Below are 16783 nucleotides of genomic sequence, written 5' to 3'. Positions count from 1 at the left end.
ACGGTGTGGCTGCCCGACGGCTCAGATCCGGTAGTCGGCCGGCAGGCCGGTGGCGCGCAGCTCCGGCGGCAGGTGGGCGACGTCGTTGACGGCGATCAGGCTCGGCGGTACGCCGTCCCGGTAGCGGATCACCGTCAACCCGCAGTTGTGCGCGTTGAAGCCCAGCCAGCGCCGGGCCGGCGCGTCCAGCGCGTGCCGGACCAACCAGGCGATCAGGAACGTGTGGGTGACGACCAGTTCGCGCCGGTCGCCGTCGTCCGGCGCGGTGGCGAACCGGCGCACCGCCGCCGCGGTCAGTCGCGGCCCGTCGGCCCGCTCGGCGGCGTCGAAGCCGGCCAGGAACCGGGCGTACGCCTCGGGCAGCCCGGCCGGGTCGGTGTCGTCCGGCAGGTGGTCGCCGACCTCTTCCGACGCGGACACCGGGATCCCGGGCAGGGCGGCGGCGACCAGCTCGGCGGTCTGCGCGGCCCGGGGCAGCGGGCCGTGGTGCACGGCGTCGAACGGTACGCCGCGCAGCCGCTCGCCGAGCAGCGTCGCCTGCCGGCGGCCCCGCGCGGAGAGCCCGGCCTCCGGCGGGTCGACGCCCGGTGGGGTCCGCGGCGGACGGTCCTGCTCGCCGTGCCGGGCCAGGTAGAGCAGGCGGGTCGCCATCGCGGTCACCTCACACGGGTCGGGAGGCGCGACGGGTGTCGCGCCTCCCGATCATGACAACCCCGGTCAGGCCGTCCGCAGGGCCCGCAGCAGGGTCGCCGAGAGCCAGGCCCAGCCGACCACCGCGGCCACCCCGAACCCGACCATCGCGACCGGGTTGCCGGCCGAGACCATCAGCGCCACCCAGGCCACCGCGAAGTAGCCGCCACTGGCGACGCTGTACGCCGCCCAGCCCCGCTCGCCCCGCCGGGCGAACCGGCGCCCGGCGACCAGGCACGCCCCGATCAGCGCGGTGAAGGCCAGCACCCCGGCACCGAGGTGTGCCAGGCCGTGCCAGCTCACCTCACCCGGGCCGGCGGGCGTACCGGCCGGGAAACCGTCCAGCGGGTCGGCGACGAAGACGCCGGCGAGCACCATGCCCAGGCCGTACTGCCCGACGAGCCAGGGCGCGGTACGCGGCCCGAGGCCCGGATGCGGCACCCGGCGCAGCGCGGCCGCCGCCCCCAGGCAGAGCAGGCCGGCCACCACGAAGCTGCTGATCTGGATCCAACCCAGGTCGCCGGTGCTCAGCACGCTCACCGGGTGCCGCCGGAAGTCGAAGCCGTCCCGGGTCAGCCCCTGGGCCAGAGCGGCGGCCACCCAGAGCGGGCCGGCCAGCGCGCCGCCGGCCAGCAGCACCCGGTCCCCGGCCACCCGGTCCACCGGCCGGGCGCCGACGGTCACCTCGCTCATCCGTCAGCCCTGCCCGTGCATCTGGCCGATGCGGATGTGGTTGCCGAACGGGTCGCGGATGCCGAAGTCGATCCCGTACGGGCGGTCGGTGGGCTCGTCGGTGATGTCCACGCCCTTGGCGACCAGGTCCGCGTACGTCTTGTGCGCGTCGTCGGTGGTGAGGAAGAGGGAGCCGCCCATCGCGCCCTTGGTGAGCAGTTCCCGGACCTGCTCGGCGGTCTTCGGGTCCAGCCGCGGCGGGCCGGGGGTCTCCAGCAGGATCTCCCGCTGCCGGTCCCCGGGCACGTTGACCGTCAGCCAGCGCATGAAGCCGAGGTCCGCGTCGGTGTGCACCTCCATGCCGAGCTTGCCGACGTAGAAGTCGAGGGCCTCGTTCTGGTCGAGGACGTAGATCTGCGAGCGGGTCAGTGCGTTCATCGTCATGCCAACGACCCTAGGAGACCGCCCTGACCTGCTGCTTATCCAAAACTGCTGGGTCTGGTCCAGGCCTTGGTGAAGCAGGTCGGCACCGCCGCGGCGGGCGCCGCCCGCTTGCGGTAGTCGGTGGGCGACTCGCCGACGATCTGCCGGAACGTGCGGCTGAACGTGCCCAGGCTGCCGAAGCCCACCGCGTAGCAGATGTCGGTGACGTCCCGGTCGGTCTGCAGCAGCAGGTACATCGCCCGCTCCACCCGCCGCCGCTGGAGGTAGCGGTGCGGGGTCTCGCCGAAGGTGGCCCGGAAGGTCCGGATGAAGTGTGCCTCCGACACGTGCGCGATCCGGGCCAGCGCGGGGATGTCCAGCGGCTGGTCGTACGACCGGTCCATGGCGTCCCGGGCGCGCAGCATCGCCCGGTTCGACTCCTCCACCGCGCGACTCACCCGACTCCCTCCGGCCGGAGCCAGGATATGCCGCCACCCAGCCGGTTTCCCGCGGCGCGTGCCGGGGGTGGCCGCAGCCGGAGCCGCAGGTCAGCTCGGGGCGGCCGTCACTCCGGCTGCCAGCGGAGCCAGCGCTGGTCGTGCTGGAAGCCGACCCGCTGGTAGAAGGGGATGGCCCGCTCGGTCGAGTGGACGGTGACCTGCTCCAACTCCAGCTTCGCCGCCTCGGCCAGCACGGCCTCCAGCAGGATCGCGCCGATCCCGGCGTCCCGCAGCTCCGGCACCACGTACACGGACTGGACGTCACCGCTGCGCCGGTGCCACCGCACGGGGGTCGGCACCCTACCGGGCACCGGTCCGGGGACGATTCACGTCCGGTCCGGTCGCGGACCGCCGGATCCGTCCCGCTCGCGGCCGTCGGACGGCGTTGTCGAGGCCCGGAAGAAAGGAAGCTCACCGCCGTGATGTGGGGCGGCCGTTCCGGAACTACTGCCGATCGGCGCGGGCGCGGACAACACCCGCCCCGGTGGAGATGGAGCCCCCGGCCGGGATCGAACCGGCGACATCTCGCTTACAAGGCGAGTGCTCTGGCCAGCTGAGCTACAGGGGCGCGTCGCGTCGTGGTCAGCATAGCGACTGACGTCCGAATATCCCGCTCGGCAGGCCTTGCGAGCACGGGAAACGTCAACATCCCGACCGTCTCCGGCCACCCTCGCGGCGATTGATGTCCGGACGTGCCCGAGTGACCGGAATGCCGTATGCCGTCGATCCCATCCACCGTCGCGCGCCTTGGCAGCGCCGCCAAGACCGTTTACCGTGCAGTGACACGGACGACACCCCGACCACCCCCGGTGACCGGCACGTCGCCCGTTGGCCGGCACGGCACCGTGCCGGTCGCTCCTCTTCACTCGGATCGTCCGGCACGTTCCTGCCGGTGAAAGGAAGCGCTCCACCATGGCTACGGTCACCTATTCGAAGGCGTCCCGGATCTACCCGGGCACCGAGCGCCCCGCCGTCAACGCCCTGGACCTGGAGATCGGCGACGGCGAGTTCCTCGTCCTGGTCGGCCCCTCCGGTTGCGGTAAGTCCACCAGCCTGCGGATGCTCGCCGGCCTCGAGGACGTCGACGAGGGCTCGATCTACATCGACGACCGCGACGTCACCCACCTGCCGCCGAAGGCCCGCGACATCGCGATGGTCTTCCAGAACTACGCCCTCTACCCGCACATGACGGTGTACGAGAACATGGCGTTCGCCCTGAAGCTCCGCAAGACCTCGAAGTCGGAGATCGACCGGCGGGTCAAGGAGGCGGCCGCGCTGCTCCAGCTGGAGGAGTTCCTGGGCCGCAAGCCGAAGGCGCTCTCCGGTGGTCAGCGCCAGCGGGTCGCGATGGGCCGGGCGATCGTCCGCGAGCCGCAGGTCTTCCTCATGGACGAGCCGCTGTCGAACCTCGACGCCAAGCTGCGCGTGCAGACCCGTACCCAGATCGCCTCGCTGCAGGCCAAGCTCGGCGTCACCACCGTCTACGTGACGCACGACCAGGTCGAGGCGATGACCATGGGCCACCGGGTCGCGGTGCTGCTCGACGGCGTGCTCCAGCAGGTGGACACCCCGCGGGCGCTCTACGACACCCCGGCCAACGTCTTCGTCGCCGGCTTCATGGGCTCCCCGGCCATGAACATCAAGACCGTGCCGCTGAACGAGTCGGGCGCCGCGTTCGCCGAGATGAACATCCCGCTCACCCGGGAGCAGGTCGAGGCGGCCCGCGCCGAGGGCGGCGACGGCAAGGTGACCGTCGGCTTCCGGCCGGAGGACTGCGACCTGGTCAGCCCGACCGAGGGCGGCATGCCGGTCGTGGTCGAGCTGGTCGAGGACCTGGGCTCGGACGCGAACGTCTACGGCCACGCCGCGCTGGGCGGCGCTTCCGAGCGCTTCGTCGTCCGGACCGACCGTCGGACCATGCCGAACATGGGCGACACCGTGTTCGTCAAGCCGCGCGAGGGCCGTACCCACGTGTTCAACGCGGCCACCGGCAAGCGGATCTGACGTACGACCGAAAAGGGGCGGCCCGCCGATCGGCGGGCCGCCCCTTTTCGTCTTCGGTGGTTCAGCTGGCGGCGCGGCGGCGCGCCACCTCGGCGAGGGTGACGGCCGCGGCCACGCTGGCGTTGAGCGACTCGACCGCGGAGACCATCGGGATGCTCACGGTCAGGTCGCAGGTCTCCCCGACCAGCCGGGACAGCCCACGGCCCTCCGAGCCGACCACCACGACCAGCGGACCGACCGCGGCCTCCAGGTCGTAGAGGTCGGTGTCGCCGTCGGCGTCCAGCCCGACCACCACGAACCCGGCGTCCTGGCAGGCCTTCAGCGACCGGGTCAGGTTGGTCACCTGGGCGACCGGCACCCGTGCCGCCGCGCCGGCGCTGGTCCGCCAGGCCGTCGCGGTGATCCCGGCGGCCCGCCGCTCCGGTACGAACACGCCCTGCGCGCCGAAGGCGGCGGCGGACCGGATCACCGCGCCGAGGTTGCGCGGGTCGGTCACCCCGTCCAGCGCCACCAGCAGCGGGGCGGTCTGCTCCAGGGCCGCCGCGACCAAATCGTCGAACGGTTCGTACGCGAACGGCGGGACCTGGAGCCCGACGCCCTGGTGCAGCACGCCGCCGGTCATCCGGTCCAGCTCGGCGCGGCTGACCTCCAGGATCGCGATGCCCCGGTCGGCGGCGGTCCGGACGATCTCGTTGATCCGGTCGTCGATGTCGATGCCCTGGGCGGTGTAGAGGGCGGTCGCCGGCACCTGGGCGCGCAGCGACTCCAGCACCGGGTTCCGGCCGACCAGCAGCTCCGGGCTGTCCTTGGCCGGGTTGAACTTGCGCCCGGGGGCGACCCGCGGGCCGCCCCGGCCGCCGGGCTTGCCCTGGCCCTTGCCGCCCCTCAGCGGGACGCCGGCCCGGCTGCCCTTGCCCCAGGTGGTGTCCTTCGTGCCCGGCTGACCGATCTTCGGGGCGCGCCCCTCCTCGGCGGCGGCCCGGCGCTCCTTCTCCTGCTTCCAGGCGGTGCGCTGGGGCAGCTTCTCGGTGCCCGAGTACGCCTTGTGCCAGGGCCGCTCGTCGGCGGGCAGGGTGCGACCCCGCCCGGCGAGGGCCTCCCGGTTCTTGCCGCCGGAGCCCTTCGGGGCGCCCGCCTTCGGTGTCAGTCGCCGGCCACGGCGCTGCGAGTTGCCGGCCATCAGTCCTGCTCTCCAATAGTCCAACGGGGGCCCTGCGGGGTGTCCTCGACCACCACGCCGGCCTGCTTGAGCTGGTCGCGTACCGCGTCGGCGGCGGCCCAGTCCTTGCGGCCGCGGGCCTGCGCGCGCTGCTCCAGGGCGAGTGCGACCAGGGAATCCACCACGCCCCGCAGGTCGTCGGCCCGGCCACCACCGGTCCACGCCGGGTCGAGGGGGTCGACGCCGAGGATATCCAGCATGGCGCGGACGGCGGCGAGCGTCATGCGGACGGTCACATCGTCGCCGGCGGTCAGCGCGGTGTTGCCGTCGCGGAGCACGGCCTGGAGCACGGCCAGCGCCGCCGAGGTGTTCAGGTCGTCGTCCATGGCCGCCACGAACCCGGCCGGCAGCTCGCCCAGCCGGCCGGCGCCGACCCGCTCGGCGGCCCGCTGCACGAAGCCCTCGATCCGCCGGTACGCGGTGGCCGCCTCGCGCAGCGCGTCCTCGGAGTAGTCGATGAGCGAGCGGTAGTGCGCGGCGGCGTAGTAGTAGCGCAGCTCGATGGGGCGCACCCCGAGCGAGTCCACGTACGCCAGGTCGAGGGCGTTGCCCAGCGACTTGCCCATCTTGGCCCCGCCGATGCTGAGCAGCCCGTGGTGCACCCAGTAGCGGGCGAACGGCAGCCCGGCCGCCTGGGACTGGGCCAGCTCGTTCTCGTGGTGCGGGAAGGTCAGGTCGAGCCCGCCGCCGTGGATGTCGAACTCCGCCCCGAGGTAGCGCCAGCACATCGCCGAGCACTCGATGTGCCAGCCCGGCCGGCCCCGCCCCCACGGCGACGGCCAGTAGGCGTCGGCCGGCTCGTCGGGCTTGACGCCCTTCCAGAGCGCGAAGTCCCGCGGGTCGCGCTTGCCCCGGTCGGGGGCGTCGCCGGCGGACTGCATGGCGTCCGGCGACTGCCCGGACAGCGACCCGTAGCTCGGCCACGAGCTGACGTCGAAGTAGACGTCGCCGGAGCCGTCGAGCGCCGGGTAGGCGTGCCCGTCGGCGATCAGCTTGGCGATCAGCTCGTGCATCTCCGGGATGTGCCCGGTGGCGCGCGGCTCGTACGTCGGCGGCAGCACGTTCAGCTCCCGGTACGCCGCGGCCAGGATCAGCTCGTTGACGTACGCGATCGACCAGAACGGCCGCCCCTGCTCCACCGCCTTGACCAGGATCTTGTCGTCGATGTCGGTCAGGTTGCGGATGAAGGTGACCTCGTAGCCGGAGGCCAGCAGCCAGCGGCGCAGCACGTCGTAGCTGACCCCGGAGCGGAGGTGGCCGATGTGCGGCGGCGCCTGAAGGGTGAGACCACACAGGTAGACCCCCACCTTGCCGGCTTCCCGCGGGACGAAGTCCCGCACCGATCGGGTGGCGGTGTCATACAGGCGTAGCGTCACCGTACAAGGGTAGCCGTCCGGGCGGTCCCCGGGTTGGCGGGAGCCGGGCCGTACGCTGCGTGCTGTGGACACGGCGGCGCGACCCGGCGAGCCCGGCGACCTGACCACCCGGCCGGACGGCCGGGCGGGTGCGGGCTCGCCGTCCGGCTCCGGTCAGCCGGGCGACCGTCCCGCCGGGGTGCCCGCCGACCGGGCGACCGGCGGCGGGGAGACCGCGCAGACCCTGGACCGAGGGCTGCGGCTGCTGCACCTGGTCGCCGACGCGCCGGGCGGCCTGACCGTCACCGAGGCGGCGAACCGGCTGGGCATCGGCCGGGCCGCGGTCTACCGGCTGGTCGGCGCGCTGACCGGGCACGGCATGCTGCGCCGCGACGGCGAGGGCCGGCTGCGCCTCGGCGCCGGGGTGCTGCACCTGGCCCGGCGGGCCCAGCCGCTGCTCGCCGAGGGAGCGCTGCCCGCGCTGCGCCGGCTCGCCGAGCAGGCCGGCGCCACCGCCCACCTGACCGTCGTCGAGGGCGGCGAGGGGGTCGCCATCGCGGTGGTCGAGCCGAGTTGGACGTCGTTCCACGTCGCGTACCGGACCGGGGCCCGGCATCCGCTGGAGCGCGGGGCGGCCGGGCGGGCCATCCTCGCCGGCCGGTCGGGCGCCGCCGGCCCGGTGAGCAGCGCCGGCGAACTCCAGTCCGGGGCGTACGGGGTGGCCGCGCCGGTGCTCGGGGTGCCCGGCCTGGAGGCGAGCGTCGGCGTGGTGGCGCTGGCCCCGCTGGACGCGGAGGCGGTCGGCGCCCAGGTCCTCGCCGCCGCCGAGGCCATCGCCACCGCCCTCGCCTGACCCGGCCGGCCCGGACTCGACTCCATAACCCCGGCATCGGGTCATCCCGCCGGCTCGGACACCGCCACGTCGGCGAACCGGAGTCGATCTCCCATACCACGGTCGGGACCGCCCGACGCGGTTGTCCACAGGGGTGCCTCGGCCGGCACCCGCCCGTTGTCCACAGGGACGGCGTCGGGCGGGTCGTGCCCGCCAGGCTCGGGACATGCCCCCTCGCCCCCACCGGCCGGATGCCCTCGCCTGGCAGGTCTTCCGCGGGTCCGACGCCATCCGGCGCGGCCTGCTGACCCGACACCGGCTCCGCGGCGCCTCCTGGATCCGGCTGTGCCTCCGGCGAGGTCGGCGGTGGGCGGGAGCGGTCCGACGGAGTGCACCAGGTCTGGGCAGGTCGGCACCCGGCAGGGGTTCGAGCCGATCGCTGACCGCCCGCCGGTGAGCGCCGGCGTGCTGCGGCGGTCCGATCCAGCGGCGGCAGCCTGGGAGACGGCCTCGTCGGTGCCGGTTGGCTGGTGCTGCACGTGACGAGTCGCCGGCTGCACCGCGACTTTCCGGGGTTGCTGCGGGAGGTCCGGTCCGCCCTGGCCGCATGCGGCTGGCGCCGCTGACCACCGGCCGCAGGCCGCGCGGGCAGGGCCGGGCGGGTTATCGACTCCGCATCGCCGATGTGGCGGTATCTCCGTCAGCGGGAAGCCCCCAGATCGCCGATCCGGAGTCGATCATCCTGTCCGAGCCGCACCAGGGTGTGCGGCAGGTCGGCCAAGGTGGTCAGTTCGGCGTCCGGGCGGACGTCGGGCGGTCGGGGCAGGCCGAGCCGGTTGAGCCAGATCGCCCGCAGGCCGGCCCGCTGCGGCCCGACCACGTCGTGCGCCAGCGAGTCGCCCACGTACACCACCTGCGCGGCCGGCACTCCGGCCGCCTCGACCACCGCCGCGTAGAACTCCGGCGCGGGCTTCTTCGGCAGGCCGTTCTCGTGCGCGTACAGCTCGAAGGAGAACTCCCCCGCGAGCCCGCAGCGTTCGGCGCGGCTGTTGCCGTTGGTGGCGAAGCCGAGCGTCCAGCGTCCGCGCAGCGCGGCGAGTGACGGCCGCACGTCCGGGAACGGCCGGGTGAGCTCGAACCGCCGGGCGAAGAAGAGCGCCGCGAGCTCGTCCAGGTGGTCGCCGAGCCCGGCACGGGCCAGCGACCGGGCCAGCGCCGCGCGCCGGATCTCGTGCACCGGCTCCGCGCTGTGCGCGCCGAAGACCGCGTCCCAGTCCGACTCCAGGTCGGCGAGGGACACCCCGGCCGCCGCCGGGGTCAGCCGCCGCATCTCCTCGAGTACGGCGACCAGCCCGCCGGTCACCGCCGGGCGCAGGTCCAGCAGGGTCTCTTCCGCGTCGAACACCACGGCGGTCAGCACCCGACCACTGTGGCAGCCGCCGGGCGCGACGGCCATCCCGCCCGGCGGCACCACGACCAGCCTTCGCAGGTCAGCGCTCGGCGGCGAGGACGGGCCGGGCCGGGTCGGTGTCCGCCGCCGGGACCGGTTCCGTTCCCCGCAGCTCGTCGAGGCGGACCAGGGCGACCCCGGCGACGATCAGCGCCCCGCCGAAGAGCTGCACCACGGTCGGCAGCTCGCCCAGCACCAACCACGCGATGAGCACCGCGAACATCACCTCGGTCAGCCCGACGAAGGACGACAGGCGCGGGCCGAGGATCCGTGCGCCGGCGATCCCGGTCAGGTACGCGACCACGGCGGCCACCAGGGAGAGGCCGCCGATCGGCACCAACCAGCTGGTGACCTGCCCGGCGAAGGTGACGTCGCCGAAGGTGGCGTGCAGCGGCAGCGCGCCGGTGAGCCCGAGGGCGAGCAGGGCGGCGGCGCCGACGGCCATACCGCCGCTGGCCATGACCACCGAGGGCAGGTCGGCGTCGACCCGGCCGGCCAGGACGAAGTAACCGGCCAGACCGATCGCCGCGCCGAGACCCCAGAGCACACCCACCGGGTCGAGCCGGCCGGCGCCGGTGAGGTCGAGGACGAAGACCAGGCCGGCCAGGGCGGCCACCGAACCGGCCACGGTCAACCGGCGGGGGCGCTGCCCGTGGACCAGCCAGGTCCAGCCGACGACCAGGATGATGCCGAGGTACTCCAGCAGCAGCGCGACGCCGACCGGCAAATAGCGGACCGCGTTGAAGAAGCAGACCTGGGCGAGCGCCACCCCGAGCAGCCCGAAGACGCCGAGCACACCGAGGTTGCGGCGCAGCACGTGCCACTTGCCGCGCAGCGAGATCACCGCCGGCACGGCCACCACCAGCGCGGCGATGCCCACCCGGGCGATCACGGCGGAGGGCGCCGACCAACCGGCCTCGATCAGCGAGCGGGCGAAGGTGCCCGAGGTGGCGAAGGTGACCGCGGAGAGCAGGGCCAGGCCGAGGCCGACCCCGGCGGCGGGTGGTTGACGCATGGGCTCTCCTTGGCACGAGCGGGCCGTCATGGGCAAACTATGGTTATGCCGATGACGCTAGGCCGGCACCCCGACAGGAGTCAAGTTGCTTTTCGCCCATGACACCGAATGTTCGCTGATCGCCGCCGCGGCACTCGTCAACACCGACGGCGCCGACGGGGAGGGCCTGCCCGACGTCGCCGCGCTGGACGCCTTCTTCGTGGCCCACTCCTACAGCGGGCGGCACGAGCACACCGAGGCCGAGCTGGAGTCGGTACGCGAGCTGCGCCCCCGGCTACGCCGGATCTGGCACGCCGACACCGACGAGATCGTCCGGATCGTCAACGGGCTGCTCCGGGAGCACAGCGCGCTGCCGCAGCTCATCACGCACGACGACGAGCCGTACCACATCCACGCCGTGCCCCGGGACGCGCCGCTGGCGACCCGGATGGCGGTCGAGGCGGCGATGGCGATCGCCGACCTGGTCCGCAGCGGCGAGCTGAGCCGGCTGCGGACCTGCGAGCGTCCCGGCTGCGACGACGTGCTGGTCGACCTGTCGAAGAACCGGTCCCGCCGGTTCTGCGACACCAGCTGCGGCAACCGCGCCGCGGTCAGCGCCTACCGGGCCCGCAAGGCCGCCGCCGCCCAGCGCTGACCCGCTCGACACAGCTGCGAGCCGGGAACCCGGGCGCGGCTCAGGGGTGGGTCATCCGGAGCAGGTCGAGCGCCTCCTCCAGCTGGGTCTCGCTGAGCTTGCCGGAGTCCACGTGCCCGCGGGCGATCACCACCTCGCGGATGGAGACCTGCTTGGCCAGCGCCTCCTTGGCGATCGAGGCGGCCTCGTCGTAGCCCACGTAGCGGTTCAGCGGGGTGACGATCGACGGCGAGCCCTCCGCGTACGCCAGGCAGACCTCGGCGTCCGCGACCAGGCCGACCACGCAGCGGTCGGCGAGCAGGCGGCTCGACGCGGCCAGCAGCCGGATCGACTCCAGGATGTTGCGGGCCATCACCGGCAGCATCACGTTCAGCTCGAAGTCGCCCTGCGAGCCGGCGAACCCGACCGTCGCGTCGTTGCCGATCACCTGCGCGCAGACCTGCCGGACCGCCTCGCAGACCACCGGGTTGACCTTGCCGGGCATGATCGACGAGCCCGGCTGGAGGTCGGGGATGCGCAGCTCGCGCAGGCCGGCCCGGGGGCCGGAGCCCATCCAGCGGATGTCGTTGGCCATCTTGTAGAGCCCCACCGCGACGGTACGCAGCTGACCGGAGGTCTCCACCAGGGCGTCCCGGGCGCCCTGCGCCTCGAAGTGGTTCCGTGCCTCGGTGAGCGGCAGCCCGGTCGACTCGCGCAGCTTGGCGATCACGGCCGCGGCGAAGCCGAGCGGGGTGTTGATGCCGGTGCCCACCGCGGTGCCGCCGAGCGGCAGTTCGGCCAGCCGGGGCAGCGCCGCCTCCAGCCGCTCGATGCCGTAGCGGACCTGGGCGGCGTACCCGCCGAACTCCTGCCCCAGGGTCACCGGCGTGGCGTCCATCAGGTGGGTACGCCCCGCCTTGACCACCGTCTCGAACTCCTCCGCCTTGGCCTCCAGCGCCTCGGCCAGGTGCGCCAGCGCGGGCAGCAGATCGCGCGCCACGGCCTCGGTCGCGGCCAGGTGGATCGAGGACGGGAAGACGTCGTTGCTGGACTGCGAGGCGTTCACGTCGTCGTTCGGGTGCACGTCGCGACCCAGCTCCCGGCTGGCCAGGGTGGCGATCACCTCGTTGGTGTTCATGTTGGACGAGGTGCCCGACCCGGTCTGGAAGACGTCGACCGGGAACTGGTCGTCGTAGCCGCCGTCGGCCACGTGCGCGGCCGCCGCGGCGATCGCCGACGCCACGTTCGCGTCGATCACCCCCAGCTCGCCGTTGACCTCGGCCGCCGCGCCCTTGATCTGGGCCAGCGCCCGGATCTGGGCCGGCTCGATGCCCCGGCCCGAGATCGGGAAGTTCTGCACCGCGCGCTGCGTCTGCGCCCGCCACAGCGCCTCAGCGGGCACCTCCACCTCGCCCATCGAGTCGCGTTCGATCCGGTATCCCGTCGCCTCTGGAGTCGTCACGCGTACCATCCTGCCGCTCATGGCTGGTCGTCGCAGCGAGGAGAGCCAGAAAGCGGATGCTCAGCCAGAAGCGCGGGAACCCGACTGCGCTCGGCTACCCACGACGTGAACCCCGGCGAGATCCAGGTTGTCAACTCGATGATGGTGTCGTGGTCGGCAGCCAGGTGTCGGCGATAGATGGGCTCGTGGTGCGCGATCCGGTTGCGCAGCAGTCGCAGCGTGTTCAGCCGGGGATACAGAGCCGATCGGGTTCCGCGGTAGCCCGGGAAGGCGCGGCGAAGGCCGGGCCGCCACAGCGTCATCTCGTAGTTGCAGCGGCCTCCGGCGCTCAGCAGCCCGACCCAGAACCCGAACGGCAGAGCGGCGACGACGTGACCTGTGCTCCCGTCGGTGCCGCGGCGGGTCATCTCAGCGCAGGCCTTATCGATCATGTCCGTAGCGGCAGGGGTGAAGGTGAGCCCCGGTGCGGACCACCACGCTTCTCGATCAGCCAACACCGTCAGCCGTTCATGGAGCGCGTTGCGCAGGGTCACCTCGAAATGGGCGAGCACCTCGAAGAACGCCGCCGAGATGGCGATGTTCCACTCGTAGAGTCGCACCCCCTCCGCGAGCCCCGCACCGGCGGCCTTGACGTACGGTTCAAGCCGGCTCAGCGAGAGCGCCCGCTCCACGGCCATCAGGTTGGCCACGACCTTCGCCCTTCTCGTTCCGGTGCGCTAATATGGCCCACGTAAGCCCCGGTGTTGCCTCTGCCCAGCAAGCAACCCGGGGCATTGCTATTTCCGAATCACTGCACTGATCGGTGGCGAAGGCTCTGCAACGGGGCGCCGGTGGCGGCCACGAAGAAGAAGCCCCAGCCGTTGCGGTGCGGACTCACGTTCGGGTTGTGATGGTGGACAATCTCCCGCGCCGCCTGGCTGGGAGTCCGGAACGACCGCCCGGCGAGCGCGCCGGACGTAATCTCGATTCGGCCTGGTCCCGGCACGAACAGAGCGTAGGTACGGTGGCCGGCGTAGTCCGCGTAGACCCGCACGGAGGCGGGTTCGGCGTTGCCGTCCTCAGCCGGCTGCGGCTCGACGGCCGCTTGAGCCCGGGCCACCAGCCGAGCGACCACCTCCCCCTTGGTCAGCCCGGCGACGCCAGCGGCGAAGGCCAGATATCTATCGGTGGCGTCGTCCACCTCGATCAATGGCATGCGGCGCCCTCCCATCGAGAGTGACAGTAGATCCCTGAAGACTTCAGGGCAATCTGAAATCCCTAAGATGGGCGACGAACTCAAAATTCTTTAGATTCTCAGCGGCGGTTGCCGATGGTGAGGACCGGCTTGGTGACCTCGGCGAAGAAGTCCTCGCCCTTGTCGTCGACCACGATGAACGCCGGGAAGTCCTCCACCTCGATCTTCCAGACCGCCTCCATGCCGAGCTCGGGGTATTCGAGCACCTCGACGTGCTTGATGCAGTCCTGGGCCAGCCGGGCCGCCGGGCCGCCGATCGAGCCGAGGTAGAAGCCGCCGTGCTGCTGGCAGGAGCGGGTCACCTGGGCGGACCGGTTGCCCTTGGCCAGCATCACCAGCGAGCCGCCGGCGGCCTGGAACTTCTCCACGTACGCGTCCATCCGCCCGGCCGTGGTCGGGCCGAACGAGCCGGAGGCGTAGCCCTCCGGGGTCTTGGCCGGGCCGGCGTAGTAGACCGCGTGGTCGCGCAGGTACTGCGGCATCGGCTCACCGGCGTCGAGCCGCTCGGCGATCTTGGCGTGCGCGATGTCCCGGGCCACCACCAGCGGGCCGGTCAGCGAGAGCCGGGTCTTCACCGGGTACTTGGACAGCTCGGCGCGGATCTCGTCCATCGGCCGGTTGAGGTCCACCCGGACCACCTCGGAGCTGTCCAGCTGCGCCTCGGTGACGTCCGGCAGGTAGCGGGCCGGGTCGGTCTCCAGCCGCTCCAGCCACACCCCGGACGGGGTGATCTTCGCGACCGCCTGCCGGTCGGCGGAGCAGGAGACGGCGATGGCCACCGGGCAGGAGGCGCCGTGCCGGGGCAGCCGCACCACCCGGACGTCGTGGCAGAAGTAGCGGCCGCCGAACTGCGCGCCGATGCCGAAGTTGCGGGTCAGCTCCAGCACCTCGGCCTCCAGCTCCAGGTCACGGAAGCCGTGCGCGGTCATCGAGCCGGAGGTGGGCAGCGCGTCGAGGTACTTGGCGCTGGCGTACTTGGCGGTCTTCAGGGCGTACTCGGCGCTGGTGCCGCCGATGACGATCGCCAGGTGGTACGGCGGGCAGGCGGAGGTGCCGATCAGCCGCAGCTTCTCCTCCAGGAACTGCATCATCCGCGTGGGGTTCAACAGCGCCTTGGTCTCCTGGTAGAGGTACGACTTGTTGGCCGAACCGCCGCCCTTGGCCATGAAGAGGAACTTGTACGCGTCCGGGTGGCCGTCCGGATCCTCGGCGTAGAGCTCCACCTGCGCCGGCAGGTTGCTGCCGGTGTTGCGCTCCTCCCACATGGTCAGCGGGGCGAGCTGCGAGTAGCGCAGGTTCAGCCGGGTGTACGCCTGCCACACGCCCCGGGAGATCGCCTCGGCGTCGCTGCCGTCGGTGAGCACGTGCCGGCCACGCTTGCCCATCACGATCGCGGTGCCGGTGTCCTGGCACATCGGCAGCACGCCGCCGGCCGCGATGTTGGCGTTGCGCAGCAGGTCCAGCGCGACGAACCGGTCGTTCGGCGAGGCCGCCGGGTCGTCGATGATCGAGCGCAGCTGGGCCAGGTGCGCGGGACGCAGGAAGTGCGCGATGTCGTGCATCGCCTCGGCGGTCAGCGCGGTGAGCGCGGCCGGCTCCACGGTGAGGAACCGGCGACCCCCGGGGCCGTTGACGACGTCGACGCCCTCGTCGGTGACCAGGCGGTACTCCGTCTGGTCCGGACCGGTCGGCAGCAGGGGGGCGTACGAGAAGGCGGCGGCACTGCTCATGACCGGCAAGCCTAGGGCAGAGCGGTCGATCGGTCCCACCCGCCGGGTGCGTCCTGGGACGCCGCTCTCACCCGTCCTTGCCGCGGTCGGGGTCCGGGCAGAGTTCCCGCTTCGGGCCGCAGCTGTCGGCCGGCTCCGGGACCACCTGGCCGGTGCCGCCCGGGGCGGGGACGCCGCCGCTGGGCGGGGGCGCCCCGGCCGCGCCGGAGAAGCGCACGTAGGCGATCTCCCGCCCCTCCCCGATGATCATGCCGCTGGGGCCGACCGCCAGCGCGTTCGCGGCGGTCCGCAGCACGGCCAGTTCCCGCCCGGTCCGGGGGTCGAGCGCGACCAGTCGGGACGGCTTCTCGTCGGCGATCAGCGCCGCGTACGGGGTGAGCGCGGCACCGGCCTTGGCGCCGGAGGGTCGCCGCCACCGCACCTGGCCGCCGGCCAGCTCGCGGGCCACCACGGCGCCCTTGTCGGCCGTCCGGGCCAGCGCGTAGCGGTCGTCGACGGCGAGCAGCTTCTCGCCCTCGGCGCCGACCCAGAGCAGCCGCCCGTCGTAGCCGTCGAGGACCGCCTCCCGGCCGTCCGGGGCCACCCCGATCAACACGCTCCGCGCCCCCTGCGGATCCTCCCGCTGGGCGCAGCCCGCGCTGTCGGCGGTACGCAGGTTGATCCCGGAGCGCTGCCAGGTCTCCTGACCGGTCGCCGGGTCCCGGGCGGAGATGGCGAAGTAGCAGCTGCCGTCCTGGGACCGGGCGGTGATTCGCAGCATCCGGCCGCCGACCACGGAGAGCCGCTCGTCCCGGCCCGGTTCGACGTTCTGCAGCACCCGGCCGGTGGCGGTGTCCACCACGTGCACCCGGCCGTCCACCGGAAACCCGAGCAGCGGCGGCACCGGTTCCGGCCCGGCCACCTCCTCGTCGATCCGCATGGCGTCGAGCCGGCGGGTGCCGAGCAGGCCGGGGTTGTCGCCGAGCAGCCCGCTGCGCACCCCCGGCATGAACGCCGTCCAGAGCGGGGTGCTGCCGCGCGGGTCCCAGGCGCTCAGCGTGCAGTCGGTGGCGTCGACGCAGTGCGCGTCCAGCAGGAGGTTGCGGTACGTCCACACGGCCACCGCGTCGTCGTCGCGGCGGCGGGTCGCCCCGGTGGTCGGGTCGAGCACCTCGTACCCCTTGACCAGCAGCTTGCCCACGACGACGACGGCGTCCCGGTCGCCGCCGGCCACCGCCGACCAGTCCGCCTTGCGCTCCCACAGCTGGGTGCCGGTGCCCAGCGCGCGGGCCTCCACCCGGGTACGCTGCTCGACCACGACGGTGTCGCCGGCGATGGTGACGCTGCGCGGGGTGCCGCCGATGCGCTGCTGCCAGACCACGTCGGGCTCGGCGATCGGCTCGCTCCGGTCGACCCAGTCCCACATGGTCGGGAACGGGTTCCACACCCCGGTCGCGGCGAGGACGACGACCACGATCAGCGCGAGCAGCAACCCGCCACGTACGCCGAGGCCGCTCCCCTTCGCCACACCGGACACGGTAGTCACGATCACCGGACTCCCGTGTCCCCGCGCCGCGTGTCGCCGCGCTTTCTCGGACCGGCCGG

Annotated in this window: 17 protein-coding genes and 1 tRNA gene; 3 read left to right on the top strand and 15 right to left on the bottom strand. The window is 73.0% G+C overall.

What is annotated here, in order from left to right; genetic code table 11:
* Positions 1-21: 21 nt before the first annotated feature.
* The 6 genes from Q3W71_RS19080 to Q3W71_RS19055 all read right to left on the bottom strand — a co-directional run bounded on the left by Q3W71_RS19080 (position 22) and on the right by Q3W71_RS19055 (position 2853).
* Positions 22-651 (bottom strand): histidine phosphatase family protein, encoded by a 630-nt coding sequence (locus tag Q3W71_RS19080; protein ID WP_302920698.1) that lies wholly within the window; start codon positions 649-651, stop codon positions 22-24.
* A gap of 66 nt (positions 652-717) precedes the next feature.
* Positions 718-1383: a DUF998 domain-containing protein gene (locus Q3W71_RS19075; RefSeq protein WP_302920697.1), complete on the bottom strand. Its 666-nt coding sequence runs from the start codon at positions 1381-1383 to the stop codon at positions 718-720.
* 3 nt (positions 1384-1386) lie between these two features.
* A complete protein-coding gene (locus tag Q3W71_RS19070; RefSeq protein ID WP_302920696.1) occupies positions 1387-1806 on the bottom strand; it encodes a VOC family protein in 420 nt (139 codons plus the stop codon).
* A 35-nt stretch (positions 1807-1841) separates the two neighbouring features.
* Positions 1842-2243 carry a helix-turn-helix domain-containing protein gene (locus tag Q3W71_RS19065; RefSeq protein ID WP_302920695.1) on the bottom strand — a complete coding sequence of 134 codons (402 nt, stop codon included), beginning with the start codon at positions 2241-2243 and terminating at the stop codon, positions 1842-1844.
* A 107-nt stretch (positions 2244-2350) separates the two neighbouring features.
* Positions 2351-2572, bottom strand: a complete 222-nt coding sequence (locus Q3W71_RS19060) for a GNAT family N-acetyltransferase (protein ID WP_302920694.1) — start codon at positions 2570-2572, stop codon at positions 2351-2353.
* 204 nt (positions 2573-2776) lie between these two features.
* Positions 2777-2853 (bottom strand) — tRNA-Thr (locus tag Q3W71_RS19055).
* A gap of 344 nt (positions 2854-3197) precedes the next feature.
* Here Q3W71_RS19055 and Q3W71_RS19050 point away from each other — a divergent pair.
* Positions 3198-4289: an ABC transporter ATP-binding protein gene (locus tag Q3W71_RS19050; RefSeq protein WP_302920693.1), complete on the top strand. Its 1092-nt coding sequence runs from the start codon at positions 3198-3200 to the stop codon at positions 4287-4289.
* A 61-nt stretch (positions 4290-4350) separates the two neighbouring features.
* Here Q3W71_RS19050 and rlmB read toward each other — a convergent pair whose 3' ends face one another.
* Positions 4351-5469, bottom strand: coding sequence for a 23S rRNA (guanosine(2251)-2'-O)-methyltransferase RlmB (rlmB, locus tag Q3W71_RS19045; RefSeq protein ID WP_302920692.1), 1119 nt, complete (start codon positions 5467-5469; stop codon positions 4351-4353).
* A complete protein-coding gene (gene cysS, locus Q3W71_RS19040) occupies positions 5469-6884 on the bottom strand; it encodes a cysteine--tRNA ligase (protein ID WP_302920691.1) in 1416 nt (471 codons plus the stop codon). Before cysS ends, rlmB begins: the two co-directional genes overlap by 1 nt.
* 178 nt (positions 6885-7062) lie before the next feature.
* Here cysS and Q3W71_RS19035 point away from each other — a divergent pair, with 178 nt between their 5' ends.
* Positions 7063-7716 carry an IclR family transcriptional regulator gene (locus Q3W71_RS19035; RefSeq protein WP_302921016.1) on the top strand — a complete coding sequence of 218 codons (654 nt, stop codon included), beginning with the start codon at positions 7063-7065 and terminating at the stop codon, positions 7714-7716.
* Between the two features lie 679 nt (positions 7717-8395).
* On the opposite strand, the gene Q3W71_RS19030 is transcribed toward Q3W71_RS19035, so the two are convergent.
* Positions 8396-9115: an HAD family hydrolase gene (locus Q3W71_RS19030; RefSeq protein WP_302920690.1), complete on the bottom strand. Its 720-nt coding sequence runs from the start codon at positions 9113-9115 to the stop codon at positions 8396-8398.
* A 70-nt stretch (positions 9116-9185) separates the two neighbouring features.
* Complete coding sequence (locus tag Q3W71_RS19025) at positions 9186-10160, bottom strand: DMT family transporter (protein ID WP_302920689.1); 975 nt, start codon at positions 10158-10160, stop codon at positions 9186-9188.
* A gap of 85 nt (positions 10161-10245) precedes the next feature.
* On the opposite strand from Q3W71_RS19025, the gene Q3W71_RS19020 reads away from it, so the two are divergent.
* Positions 10246-10794 (top strand): CGNR zinc finger domain-containing protein, encoded by a 549-nt coding sequence (locus Q3W71_RS19020; protein ID WP_302920688.1) that lies wholly within the window; start codon positions 10246-10248, stop codon positions 10792-10794.
* Between the two features lie 40 nt (positions 10795-10834).
* Here Q3W71_RS19020 and Q3W71_RS19015 read toward each other — a convergent pair whose 3' ends face one another.
* The 5 genes from Q3W71_RS19015 to Q3W71_RS18995 form a co-directional block, all read right to left on the bottom strand.
* Positions 10835-12244, bottom strand: coding sequence for a class II fumarate hydratase (locus Q3W71_RS19015; protein WP_302921015.1), 1410 nt, complete (start codon positions 12242-12244; stop codon positions 10835-10837).
* A gap of 8 nt (positions 12245-12252) precedes the next feature.
* Positions 12253-12924 (bottom strand): Abi family protein, encoded by a 672-nt coding sequence (locus Q3W71_RS19010; RefSeq protein ID WP_302920687.1) that lies wholly within the window; start codon positions 12922-12924, stop codon positions 12253-12255.
* A 98-nt stretch (positions 12925-13022) separates the two neighbouring features.
* Positions 13023-13430, bottom strand: a complete 408-nt coding sequence (locus tag Q3W71_RS19005) for a hypothetical protein (RefSeq protein WP_302920686.1) — start codon at positions 13428-13430, stop codon at positions 13023-13025.
* A gap of 98 nt (positions 13431-13528) precedes the next feature.
* Positions 13529-15199: a fumarate hydratase gene (locus Q3W71_RS19000; protein WP_302920685.1), complete on the bottom strand. Its 1671-nt coding sequence runs from the start codon at positions 15197-15199 to the stop codon at positions 13529-13531.
* A 67-nt stretch (positions 15200-15266) separates the two neighbouring features.
* Entirely contained in the window at positions 15267-16706 is a 1440-nt protein-coding gene (locus tag Q3W71_RS18995; protein ID WP_302920684.1) for a PQQ-binding-like beta-propeller repeat protein, read from the bottom strand.
* Between the last annotated feature and the right edge of the window lie 77 nt (positions 16707-16783).

It is taken from the genome of Micromonospora sp. C28SCA-DRY-2 (assembly GCF_030519475.1).
GTDB lineage: Bacteria > Actinomycetota > Actinomycetes > Mycobacteriales > Micromonosporaceae > Micromonospora.
Note: the sequence above shows the minus strand (reverse complement) of the source record. Positions and strands in the feature narration are given on the sequence as shown.